The sequence below is a fragment of the Nocardia sp. bgisy134 genome (assembly GCF_057708325.1).
Genome location: NZ_JBYIRW010000026.1, coordinates 55,298 through 67,434 on the forward strand (window position 1 = coordinate 55,298; position 12,137 = coordinate 67,434).

Genomic DNA, 12,137 nt, shown 5'->3' on the forward strand with positions numbered 1-12,137 from the left:
CTCATCGCGCCACCGCGAAATCCGCCGCGGTGTAGCGGCCGTTCTTCGGACGTTCGTCGAGCAACCGCAGCAGTGCGGGCACGACGCTGTCCGGCTCGGGCCGATCGGAGATGTCCTCGCCGGGGAACGCGGCTTGGTGCATCTCGGTGCGCATATCGCCCGGATCGAAGGAGTAGACGGCCAGCTCCGGATGCTCGGCCGCGAGGATCGCGGTGAGCTGGTCCAGCGCCGCTTTGGCCGAACCGTACCCGCCCCACCCCGGATACGGTTCCACGGCGGCGTCGGAACTGATGTCGACCACGACACTGCCGAGATCGAGCAGCGGCAGCACCGCCTGGAGAATCGCCAGCGGCGCCACCACGTTCGTGCGATAGACGGCCTCGAGCTCGTCGAGCGGATAGTCGGCCAACCGGGGCTGCGGACTCGGTCCGAGCCTGCTGGCATTGTTCACCACGAGGTCGAGCGGTCCTGCGCCCGCGGCGATTTCGGCCAGCCGAGCGCGGTGCGCGGGATCGGTGACGTCTCCGGTGACGGCGATGAACGCGGCGCCCAGCTCGGCGCGGACCCGGTCGAGCCGGTCGCCACGACGAGCGGTGCCGATCACTCGCCAGCCGCGCCCGGCCAGCGCGCGCGAGAGTGCGAGGCCGAGCCCGGCGGATGCGCCGGTGATCAGGGCGGTGGGACGGTGAGTCATGACGGTCTCCTGACAGTTGCCTACCAGACCGATCGTCGTACCTGAAGCAAGGTTCAGGTCAAGTGCCGTTCCCCACCGCGTGAAATCACCGGCCGCGGCGGCTATTCCTCGACGACTTCTTCGGCGTCGGACGCCGTGGGGGCCACCGCCTCCGGCCCGCGCTCCAGCAGCAGCCGGAATCCGTCCTCGTCCAGGATCGGCACGCCGAGTTCCTCGGCCTTGGCCGCCTTCGACCCCGGCGCCTCGCCGATCACCACGAACGCCGTCTTCTTGGAGACCGAGCCCGCCGCCTTGCCGCCGCGGATCAGGATGGCCTCCTTCGCGCCGTCGCGGGAAAAACCTTGCAGCGAACCGGTGACGACGATCGACAGGCCCTCCAGCGTGCGTTCGATGGACTCGTCGCGCTCGTCCTCCATCCGCACGCCTGCCGCGCGCCACTTGTCCACGATCGCGCGGTGCCAGTCGACGGTGAACCACTCGGCCGCCGCGGCGGCGATGGTCGGGCCGACGCCGTCGGCGGCGCCCAGCTCCTCGGCGGTGGCCGACTCGATCCGCGCCATGCTGCCGAATTCGGCGGCCAGCGCCCTGGCTGCGGTGGGGCCGACATGCCGGATGGACAGGCCGACCAGCACCCGCCACAGCGGACGGTCCTTGGCGGAGTCGAGGTTGTCGAGCAGCCGTTTGCCGTTCGCGGAGAGGCTGCCGTTCTTGTTGGCGAACAGCGAGGTGGTGAGCAAGCGAGGCTCGTCGAGGTCGAACAGGTCGCCCTCGTCGGTGATCGCGCCGGACTTCAGCAGGTCGATGGCCGCTTCGTAGCCGAGCGCTTCGATGTCGAAGGCATTGCGGCTGGCCACGTGGTACACCCGCTCTCGCAGCTGCGCGGGGCAGGAACGCTGGTTCGGGCAGCGGATGTCGGCGTCGCCCTCCTTCTCCGGAGCCAGCTCGGTGCCGCACTCGGGACAGTGCGTCGGCATGACGAACTCGCGTTCCTCGCCGGTGCGCGCGTCCACCACCGGGCCGAGGACCTCGGGGATCACGTCGCCCGCCTTGCGGATGGTGACCGTGTCGCCGATCAGCACACCCTTGCGCTTGACCTCGGAGGCGTTGTGCAGCGTCGCCATGGCGACGGTCGACCCCGCGATGGACACCGGCTCCATCACCGCGAACGGGGTGACCCGCCCGGTGCGGCCCACGTTGACCTCGATGTTGCGCAGCTTGGTCGTGGCTTCCTCGGGCGGGTACTTGTAGGCGATCGCCCAGCGCGGCGCCCGCGAGGTCGAACCGAGGCGGCGTTGCAGCGACATCTCGTCGACCTTGATGACCTGACCGTCGATCTCGTGCTCGATGTCGTGGCGGTGTTCACCCCAGTAGGCCACCCGCTCGATCACCGCTTCCACGCCTTGCACCCGCCTGGTGTGCTCGGAGACCGGCAGCTTCCATGCCGCCAGCGCGCGGTACGCGTCGTGTTGCGAGGCCGGGGTGTAGCCCTCGATGCGGCCGAAGCCGTGACAGATCATCCGCAGCCGCCTGCGCGCGGTGACCGACGGGTCCTTCTGCCGCAGCGAGCCTGCCGCGGTGTTGCGCGGATTCGCGTACGGCGGCTTGCCCTCGGCGACGATGGACGCGTTGAGTGTCTCGAAATCCTCCAGCCGCATGTAGACCTCGCCGCGCACCTCGAGCAGGTCCGGTACGGGGAACTCGTCGGAGGCGGCGAGTTCGGTCGGGATATCGTCGATGGTGCGCGCGTTCAGGGTGACGTCCTCACCGGTGCGGCCGTCGCCGCGGGTCGCGGCGCGCACCAGCCTGCCCTTCTCGTAGACCAGGTTGAGCGCGACGCCGTCGATCTTCACCTCGCACAGGTAGTGCAGGTTCGGACCGGTCTCGGCCTCCACCCGCGCAGCCCAGGCGCGTAGCTCGTCGTAGCTGAAGACGTTGTCCAGCGAGAGCATCCGCTCCAGATGGTCGACCGCGGTGAAATCGGTCGCGAAGCCGCCGCCGACCAGCTGGGTCGGCGAATCGGGGGTCAGCAGATCAGGGTGTTCTTCTTCCATGGCCTGCAGCCGCCGCAGCAGCTCGTCGAACTCCCCGTCGGAGATGATCGGCGCGTCACGCACGTAGTAGCGGAACTGGTGCTCGCGCACCTCGTCCGCGAGCTGCTGCCACTGCACCCGCTGCTCTGCCGTCGCCGGAACCACCGCACTGTCGCTGTCACTCACGAGAGGCACAGTAGTCGAGCGCACCGACACATTCCCGCACGTCGACGCCCTGTCGCCCGGTCGGGACCGGTCAGGAGAAGGTCAGCGACTCCGGGTCCTCGGCGTAGGCGCGAGCCACCTCGTTCGCCAGGCTCAGCGCGCGCCGCGCCCAGGACAGCGGCGCGCCCGCCAGCCCGCACGCCGGAGCGACGAGCACGCTGTCCGCGAGCGCGGTGCGCGGAAAACCGAGGCGATCGATGAGCCGGACGCCGGGTTCCGCGATCTCCCGCCAGGTCACCGGTGTCGGTGCCGCTGTGCTCTTGGTCGCCTGCGCTGCGGTCCTGATCGCGGGGTCGGTGGTCGGCACAAGCCCGAGCACCAGCCGCTTCCCCGCATCGAGCGTCTCGCCGATGCTGTCGAGATCGCGGGTGCCGATCGTCGCGACGTCGAAGCCGACCGCGGCGGCCGCGCTGCGGCGCATGAAGCCCAGCGCGGGCGGTGCGGCGCAACTGTGCACCAGCACCGGGGCCGATTGCGCCTCGACGACGCCGTCGAACACCGCGAGCGCCTCGGGCTCCGGCATCGCGCGCACGGTGTCCAGCACGCTGACACCGCGCAGCGAACCGTTCAGCACGTCGGTCAGCGACGGCTCGTCGAGTTGCAGCACGACCCGCGCGCCGAGCCGTTTGCCCACCTCGGCTACGTGCTGGGCGAGACCCTCCGCGAGGGATTCCGAAAGATCCCGCAGCGCACCGGAATCGGTGAGCGCGCGGTGTCCGCCGGGCAGCTCGACCTCGGCGGCCAGCGTGAGCGGACCGGTGGCCTGAACCTTGACGACGCGTCCGGTGCCCGCCGAACCCGATGTCTCCCAAGCCTCTTCGAGCGCGTCCAGGTCGGCGCGCAGCAGATCGCGAGCGCGGCGGGAGACCGCGCCGGGGCGCGACGCCAGCCGATAGCCGCGGGTACTGGTGTCGAAGCGCATGTCCACCAGCAGGGCCGAAACGCGGCCGATCATGTCCGCGCCGAGACCACGGCCCGGGAGCTCGGGCAGGTGGGTCAGCTCGGCCAGCTCGCCGAGCACGGTGTTCGCGGCCTCGCGCGGATCGCCGCCCGGCCACGACCCCACGGCCGTCGCGATGCCGCCGGACAGCGGGTCGGCGTCGCTCCGATCGGCGGAAGCCGCAGCGTTAGTTCCGGTTTCGCTCACCACGTCCTACCCATGTCGATGTGTGCTTGTCCGCCGCCGCGGTACACCGGTGGCTCGACGCCAGATGCCCGGATCCGTCGTGTCCCGCCCGGCCGCGGCATCGTGACACTAGCGCGTATCGAAGCCCGGGCGATCACGGCGTGCGGGTCGGGGTGGCGGCGTGTACGCCAGCACGGCAGCCCGTCGTCCGGTCGGCGTTACCGCGCCTCGACCGCCGCGTCGTCCACGGAGTGCTCCTCGCGCGAGGTGTCGCTGATGGTGCCGCTGCCGATGACCTCGTCGCCGAGCGCGTCCGGCCGGTACAGCACGACGGCCTGCCCACGGGCGACGCCGGTCAGTGGTTCGCGCAGCCGCACCTCGAGGCCGCCGTCCACCGCCTCGGCGATCGCGGGCGCGGTGCCGCCGTGCGCGCGCACCTGCGCGACGCACTCGATCGGGCCGTCCGGCGCCGAGCCCGAGGTCCAGATCGCGCGCTCGGCCCGCACCGTCCAGACCCGCAGGTCCTCGGCCGAGCCGACGCGCACGGTGCCGGACACGGGGTCGATGTCGGTGACGTAGCGCGGCTTGCCGTCGGCCCCCGGGCCCGCCAATCCGAGGCCTTTGCGCTGGCCGATGGTGAAGCCGTGCACACCCTCGTGCTCGGCGAGCACCGTGCCTTCGGCGTCCACTACGGCGCCGGGGCGGATGCCGATCTTGGCGCCGAGGAAGGCGCGCGTGTCACCGGAGGGGATGAAGCAGATGTCGTGGCTGTCCGGCTTGTTCGCCACCGCGAGTCCACGCTCGGCGGCCTCGGCCCTGATCTGCGGCTTCGGGGTGTCGCCGACCGGGAACATGGCGCGCGACAGCTGCTCGGCGGTGAGCACGGCAAGCACGTAGGACTGGTCCTTGTCCGCGTCCACCGCGCGGCGCAGCACGCCGTCCTCGAGCCGGGCGTAGTGACCGGTGACGACGGCGTCGAAGCCGAGCGCCACCGCGCGGTCGGCCAGCGCCGAGAACTTGATCTTCTCATTGCAGCGCAGGCACGGGTTGGGCGTCTCGCCCGCCGCGTAGGCCGCCACGAAGTCGTCGATCACGTCTTCCTTGAAGCGGTCCGCGAAATCCCAGACGTAGAAGGGGATTCCGAGCACGTCGGCGGCGCGGCGCGCGTCGCCCGCGTCCTCCTTCGAGCAGCAACCGCGCGAACCGGTGCGCAGCGTGCCCGGGGTAGCCGAGAGCGCCAGATGCACGCCGACCACCTCGTGCCCGGCGTCGACGGCGCGCGCCGCCGCGACGGCGGAGTCGACACCACCGCTCATCGCCGCGAGTACCCGCATCACACACCACCTTTCGCACCGGCAAGACCAGCGGCCCTGGCCCGCTCCACCACTTGGGGCAAGACATCGAGGAGGGCGTCCACGTCGGCGCGGGTCGACGTGTGTCCCAACGAGAATCGCAACGAACCCCGCGCCACCCATGGCTCGACGCCCATGGCGATCAGCACGTGACTCGGCGTGGCCACGCCCGCGTTGCAGGCGGAGCCGGTCGAGCATTCGATCCCGGCGGCGTCCAGCAGCATCAGCAGCGAATCACCCTCGCAGCCGGGGAACGTGAAGTGCGCGTTGCCGGGCAGACGCCGCGCGCCTGCCGGGCCGTTCAACACGGCCTCCGGCACGGCTTCGGTCACGCCCGCGATGAGCGCGTCCCGCAGCGCGGCCAATTCGGCAGTGCGCGTGGGCAGTTCGGTGACGGTGACGTCCAGCGCGGTGGCCAGGCCGACCGCGGCCGCGGTGTCCGAGGTGCCGGAGCGCAGGTCGCGCTCGTGGCCGCCGCCGTGCAGCAGTGGCACGCACGCCACCTGCCTGCCGAGCAGCAGCACGCCGACACCGTGCGGTCCACCGACCTTGTGCCCGGCGAAGCTGGCCGCGGACAGGCCGCTCGCGGCGAAGTCGATCGGCAGCTGGGCCGCGGCCTGGATCGCGTCGCTGTGCATGGGGACGCCGAATTCCTGTGCCACCGCGGCTAATTCGGCGATCGGCTGGATGGCGCCGACCTCGTTGTTGGCCCACATGACGGTGACGAGGGCGACCTCGTCGGGATGCTCGGCCAGCGCCGCTCGCAGCATGCGCGGCGACACCACGCCGTCGGCGTCCACCGGCAGCCACGTCGCGTGCGCGCCCTCGTGCTGCTCCAGCCACTCCACCGCGTCGATGACCGCGTGATGCTCGATCGAGCTTGCGATGATCCTGGTGCGGCGCGGCTCGGCGTCCCTGCGCGCCCAGTAGATGCCCTTGACCGCCAGATTGTCGCTCTCGGTGCCGCCGGAGGTGAAGATCACCTCGGACGGCCGGGCGCCCAGATTCGCGGCGATCGACTCACGCGCCTCCTCGAGCGACCGGCGCGCGGCGCGCCCCGATCCGTGCACCGACGAGGCGTTCCCCGGCCGTGCCATGGCAGCCGTCATCGCCTCGATCGCGGCAGGCAGCATCGGTGTGGTGGCCGCATGATCGAGGTAGACCGTCTGGGGCGCAGCACCGGTGACCGGACCCGAAAAAGCCGACTTCATGACCGATAAAGCCTATACCACCGCTGACCTGGGCATTTTTCGGGTACACCCCTGCTTTCTACGATGTTTCTACGATTTACCCAGGATCCTCAACGCATGTATCACCAATCGGTATTCCTGGATCGGCGGTTCAGAGGCCAGGAATCCGCTCGAAACGACCGGCGCCGAGGGGTTCGCGCCTTCCGCGCTTGCGCGGCGGGCAAGGACTCCAGGGTTCGTCGTCGAAGCTCACCGACGTCGTCCAGCCATACCGCCATCGGAGGTAGGACCGGATCGCCGGTCAGAGCTGACTCAGCTCGAGACGAGGTAGTCGACGACGCGCGTGCCGTTGTGGGCGAGCTCCGAGTCCAGCACACCGGTGCGGTAGGTCTCCCGGTCAGCGAGCTTCGGCTGATCGCGCTCGGCACCACGGTGGGCCATCCGCTCCCGAAGCCGGGTGGTGTCGGTGTCAACCCACACCGTGCGGATCGCGATTTCACCACCGGTGATTGTGGGATGTAGTCGACTGAGCCGCTGTCCCTGTTCACTGGCGGCGGCGATGTAGCCGAGGAACGGGGCGTCGGCCACGACCGGGCAGCGACGGGCGATCGTGACGGCCTGCTCGACCAGAGCCGCGTAGAGGTGCGGGGAGACGACGCGGCGGTAGAGGTCGCGGTCGCGGTCGTGAGGGTTGCCGGTCAGCTCGGCCATCACCGACTCCTCGAGCCGCGACGCGAAGGTGTCCTTGTCGAGCACGACCGGGTCCACCAGCTCAGCCAGCAGCCGGGCCGCGGTGGTCTTGCCCGCTGCCGGGACCTGCAGACCAGGGTCACTCCGGTGGCCGCGGGGATGCAAGAGCGCGCAGCGCCTGGTGCGCCGTCGCCGAGAACGGCACCGGGCCAACGGGTCCAGTCATCACGATGTCCTCCAGACCGGGCTAGGGATAACCCTGACGTCGCGTTCCTCAACCTCCTGGTCTAGGCGATCTGCCACGTCTTTCGGCTGAGTCCGCTCGCGACCACCGGCTGCAGCGAGGGCTGATCGGGGCACTCAGTATGTGCCCGCAGCGGCAACTAATTGCGACCATGACGTACTCGGTGGCGGATGCGGTTGAAGTCGTCGGAGGACGCGATCAGGCACTTGTGTCAGCGGCCAGGTGGAATTCCCCACTCACGGCCACTTAGCGGGGAGCTATCTGGCCGCCGGGGCTAGCAAGTAGCAAACGATCGGGCGACGGAAGCTGGCGGCATGAGCGCGCGTTCGGTGCACCCGCGTGGCGTTCATGTACTGCGACGTCGACGACCGGATTTGCGGAGTCCGAGCCTCAGACCCACCCGTGGGGATCAGCGAGATCGTAAGCGCGGGAAAGTTTCTTGGGAACGACCATGCGCCATGCATCGACGACGAGTTCACGGGCCTCGGTCGGGTCCAGGGCCGCGAGGTCGGACTCGATCCAGTTGAAGCGCATGTCCGATGCCGATGGCATCTGAAACTTGTGCGGCTCGCTCGCGATGAGCGCCGCTCGCTCCTCCCTGGGGAACGCGAAGCCCATCACGGTCTCGTCGAGGGAGAACGCCACGTAGACGATTTGCTTGACGCGGAACTTCAGCCTGCCACGTACATAGACCTGGTACGAGCGTTCCAGCTCGGCCCCCAGTGGGCTGACGTCTTCGATCACCGCCATGGTCGGACTCCTTCGGTTCCGCGTGAATGCGCCCTCAGGTACTGGTGCCCGCCATCGCCGCTGCGGCGCACGCGATTTCGCCACGTCGGCAGGTCAGTCATGTCTGGACTCCTGTCTTTCGGTCTATCCAGAAGTTTCGACGAGGGAGCCACCCGAAATTCATCATCGTGCGTTCCGCCGGCTCAGGATGCCTACCAGCCGGGCGGTTACAGGGTGAGCATGGCGGCAGCGACCTGGTCGGCCGCGGCGTGGCGCAGAGCGGTACCCATGTCGTCGAGGACGAGCAGTCGCGCCCCGGGGATTTCGGCGGCGAGGACCTCACCGTTGCCGACCGGGAAGAACGGGTCGGCGCGACCGTGCACCACGAGCGTCGGCACGTCGAGCTCACCGAGCCGGCCCCGCCAGCGCGGGGCGCAGTCGAGCCGGGAGAACACCATCCCGAGCTGGTTCGCCTGGTGCACTGCGGGATCGCTCGACGGCGTCCGGTCCCAGATTCGGACCGCCGTCGCCCGCGCCTGCTGCGGATCGTTGCCCATCGGCTCGGCGCCCTCGGCGGCGAACGCCGCGACAGCGTCCCGGTCGGTCCAGTCCGGCCGTTGGCGCGAGAACATCGCGCCCATGACCGCGCGGTCATGGTCGGGCAGGTCCTCGTCGACCGGGCCCGGCGCCACCGGCCGAGTGCCGACGAGGGTCAGTGCGGAGAACACGTCCGGGTGGTCCAGCGCGGCGACCTGAGCGACCATCCCACCGACGCCGATTCCACCGAGATGGGCGGTTCTGGCACCGAGCACCCCGACCAGCGCGGCCGCGTCGGAGACGAGATCCCGCAGGTTGTAGGCCGGATTCTCCGGGTCGAGGGTCGTCGACGCGCCGGAGTCACGCAGGTCGTAGCGGACCACGCGCCGCCCGCCCGACGCGAGCCGCTCGCACAGCGCGTCGGGCCATGACAACATCGTTGTGCCGCCGACCAGCAGGACCAGCGGATCGTCCTCGCGGCCGAAGCTCTGGATGCCCAGATCCACACCGTTCGCCCGTACTGAGGTCATGCCCAATCGAAACGGTCTCGTCATGCCTGGACTCCTGTCTGTCGGTATACCCAACGGTATCGACGACAGATTCACCCGAAAATCATCGGTGCAGCCGAGATCGTGTCCGCACTCCCCCAATCACCCGGAATCGGCATTACCGCGCGTTCAAGATATTTGCTGACAATGTGCCCGACTATGCGAACTGGCCGCCTACGGGGACTCGCATCTGGCCGTTCGTGGGGAATTTTCATTGGCCGCTGTCACACTTGCACCCCGCCGTACAGGACCGATCCCGACAGGACACCTGGGCACCCTCAGCAGCGGCGCCGACTACATAGCCACTGCATCAACAAACATGGCCCTGCCCGTTGCGGAGTACCACACAGGCACCGTGGATCTCAGAAACGGTATCAAATCGGCGATCTCGAACGCTGCGTGGGCAGCTGGAGCCATTGTCGTCACCGGGATCCTGCTCACCGCGTTCACCGCAGCCCTGAGCGACGTTGCCGCGGCCGGAGGCGCCATCGTAGTAGTTGGAAACACAGTACGCACCATCAAATCCGTCTACGACGGCATCAAAATCTGGCGTGTCCTAGCTGCTGCAGCGGCTGCCGCCGGCGGAGCGGCAGTTATCGCCAACTTCGACAAAGTGCCCTCTGCAACCGACATCGGCTTGGCTGCAATTATCTCGATGAAAGTGTTCATTGACGAAGCTCTCGACGACGAGATCGACGAGGACGGCCCTGCCTACAATTTCGAAGGTACCGGATATTCCCTCGAGGAACTCGCAGAATTCGCACGCGGACACGCCGGTGACGACAACCCGGCGATGGGTCGCCCAACCATGAGGGAAATAGAGGAAGCATTACGGAAGGGCACAACTTCACCAGGTTCTGGAAACTCGGTGCGCTATGATTACAATGGAGTCAGAGTAATTATCAATCGTGATGTACCTCTCAAGTCTACTACCTACTACCCGAGCCGGTGATATGAACGAGAAGTTGATCGAAGGTATACGCTCAAACTTTTCTGAGGCAGAATTGAACGAGCTAGAAGAGTGTCGCCATAAGATAAATGACACACGATCGTTCGGCACATTGGATCTGCTGACCAGCTGGGCTCTGCACGTCGACAAGATCGACAAGGATCGAGCTCGAACAGCGAACGACCCGAGCGTTTGGGGAGGCTATGACCTGGTCGGCGCACTATCGATACGAGATTTCTTGTCCGGCTGCATCGACCGTCTTTCCGAACCCCTCCGTAAAAAGGTTGCTGCCGTCGCGGATGGATACGACGAACAGTTCCGGGCAGTTACGAAGTTCGACGAGAATCGGTCGATCGAACGATTCACCGACTCCGGCCTGGAAGCCGCGCCATGGTGGTGGCATCGAATTCCCAATTCAGGCCCGTTACTTGTGGAGCTGATTGGTTCGGAATCAGGGTAGCGACACTGCTACCAGCACGCCGCCGGCGCGGAGGCCGATTCGGTGACCGGGCTATGAACCCGCCGATCACGCGATCGGGCGTTCCCGTGGCGGGTTGACCACCAAAGTCCACCTGGCCACCGACAGCGCCGGTCGAGGCCTGGCCGTGCTGCTCACGTCCGGCCAGACCAATGACTCACCGCTGCTGCCAGCAGTGCTGGACGCGCTCGTGGTGCCGCGCCTGGAAGGCGGGCCGCCGCGCCGCAACCGGACGTGGTCATCGCTGACCGCGCCTACTCTGCGCTGCCCAGACAGTCCACACCGACCCGACGCAATCACCGCGCGCACAATCCAGCAGTGTCGACCGCGCACAGCACGGCCGACACCCGGCCCGAACCCGTTATTCGGCGGCCTCCTAGCGGCCCGTCGACTGGCCCGGGCGGCTCGTCGACCATCGAGCGTCCGATCGAATGTGGTGCCCTCGTGACACCACCGCGCAGCCTAGATCCCGTTGAAGCCGCTGAGTATTCCCGCCGCCTGCAGGAGCAACGACTGGTTGTGCCAGTGAATTCCGGTGTCGTTTATCGGCGAAATCGGACACCTTGTGTGTCAGTGCAGCCGTGATCACGACGGTGAATAGTGACGTTACCGCGCGCTCATGACGAGGGTCCTATGCCCCTCCTAGCTTGTTGCCGGCGGTGTTTGCAGCGTCCTGCCAGACTGCTTGGATGATCGTCACAGTGAACCGCGAACTATTGCGGAAGGTTCCCCGGCCACTGACCTGTGAAGGTCAGATTTACGGCCCGGGATAGGTTCGAGGACGTCCTTTTGTGGACACCGTTCAGCTGTCTGGAGTTGCGCGGCTGGCGTCGTTGTCGACGCCGAACCACTCACCACATGGTGAGCGCGGCCCAGCGCCCCCGCGGCCGGGCGCCCAAAGCTTGCGTCGGCCACGATCAGCGTCACGAAATCCGGGCTGCCGACCGCCGCCGACCCGGACACGCTCGCCGAACGCGCCGAGTACGTGCGCGGCTTGCTCGGTGAGCGTCGCGATCAGGTGGAAATCAACGTCGCCATCTGGGGCGTGGCCTCCCCGTCCGAACGCGACACCCTTGGCCAACAGGTGCGCGCGTTTCTGCCCGGATTCACCGACGACCAGATCGATGCCACCCCCACGGTCATGATCGGCACTCCTCGGCAGATCGCCGAAAACGTGCGCGAATTCCGCGAGCGCCACGGAATCACGTATTTCACTGTGCAGGAACCGGCTATGGAGAAATTCGCACCGGTCATCGAACTACTGAAGTAGCCGGCCCGAGCGGTTGCAGCAGCGGGCCGCCAGCAGGACGACATCCAGCCGGATCACGGTCCCACTGGGTCGAAT

11 protein-coding genes are annotated in these 12,137 nt (G+C 67.9%); 3 read left to right on the top strand and 8 right to left on the bottom strand.

The window, feature by feature from the left end; translation table 11 throughout:
* Position 1 precedes the first annotated feature (1 nt).
* From AC3ERS_RS33065 to AC3ERS_RS33100, 8 genes are all read right to left on the bottom strand, one after another.
* Positions 2–694, bottom strand: a complete 693-nt coding sequence (locus tag AC3ERS_RS33065) for an SDR family NAD(P)-dependent oxidoreductase (protein WP_431972079.1) — start codon at positions 692–694, stop codon at positions 2–4.
* Between the two features lie 101 nt (positions 695–795).
* Positions 796–2,910, bottom strand: a complete 2,115-nt coding sequence (gene ligA, locus AC3ERS_RS33070; RefSeq protein ID WP_431972080.1) for an NAD-dependent DNA ligase LigA — start codon at positions 2,908–2,910, stop codon at positions 796–798.
* Positions 2,911–2,980: 70 nt separating this feature from the next.
* Entirely contained in the window at positions 2,981–4,039 is a 1,059-nt protein-coding gene (locus tag AC3ERS_RS33075; protein WP_431972107.1) for a methionine synthase, read from the bottom strand.
* Between the two features lie 254 nt (positions 4,040–4,293).
* Positions 4,294–5,409, bottom strand: coding sequence for a tRNA 2-thiouridine(34) synthase MnmA (gene mnmA / locus AC3ERS_RS33080; RefSeq protein WP_431972081.1), 1,116 nt, complete (start codon positions 5,407–5,409; stop codon positions 4,294–4,296).
* Positions 5,409–6,638, bottom strand: a complete 1,230-nt coding sequence (locus AC3ERS_RS33085) for a cysteine desulfurase family protein (protein WP_431972082.1) — start codon at positions 6,636–6,638, stop codon at positions 5,409–5,411. The genes mnmA and AC3ERS_RS33085 overlap by 1 nt, the downstream gene beginning before the upstream one ends.
* A 291-nt stretch (positions 6,639–6,929) precedes the next feature.
* Positions 6,930–7,472 (bottom strand): P-loop nucleotide/nucleoside kinase family protein, encoded by a 543-nt coding sequence (locus AC3ERS_RS33090; protein ID WP_488186876.1) that lies wholly within the window; start codon positions 7,470–7,472, stop codon positions 6,930–6,932.
* A gap of 469 nt (positions 7,473–7,941) precedes the next feature.
* Entirely contained in the window at positions 7,942–8,301 is a 360-nt protein-coding gene (locus AC3ERS_RS33095; protein ID WP_431972084.1) for an MmcQ/YjbR family DNA-binding protein, read from the bottom strand.
* 206 nt (positions 8,302–8,507) lie between these two features.
* Positions 8,508–9,347 carry an alpha/beta fold hydrolase gene (locus tag AC3ERS_RS33100; RefSeq protein ID WP_431972108.1) on the bottom strand — a complete coding sequence of 280 codons (840 nt, stop codon included), beginning with the start codon at positions 9,345–9,347 and terminating at the stop codon, positions 8,508–8,510.
* 373 nt (positions 9,348–9,720) lie between these two features.
* On the opposite strand from AC3ERS_RS33100, the gene AC3ERS_RS33105 reads away from it, so the two are divergent.
* From AC3ERS_RS33105 to AC3ERS_RS33115, 3 genes are all read left to right on the top strand, one after another.
* On the top strand, positions 9,721–10,317 hold the full coding sequence (locus AC3ERS_RS33105; protein ID WP_431972085.1) for a hypothetical protein: 597 nt from the start codon (positions 9,721–9,723) through the stop codon (positions 10,315–10,317).
* 1 nt (position 10,318) lies between these two features.
* Entirely contained in the window at positions 10,319–10,774 is a 456-nt protein-coding gene (locus AC3ERS_RS33110) for a hypothetical protein (RefSeq protein WP_431972086.1), read from the top strand.
* A gap of 1,012 nt (positions 10,775–11,786) precedes the next feature.
* Positions 11,787–12,062, top strand: coding sequence for a hypothetical protein (locus AC3ERS_RS33115; RefSeq protein WP_431972087.1), 276 nt, complete (start codon positions 11,787–11,789; stop codon positions 12,060–12,062).
* Positions 12,063–12,137 lie beyond the last annotated feature (75 nt).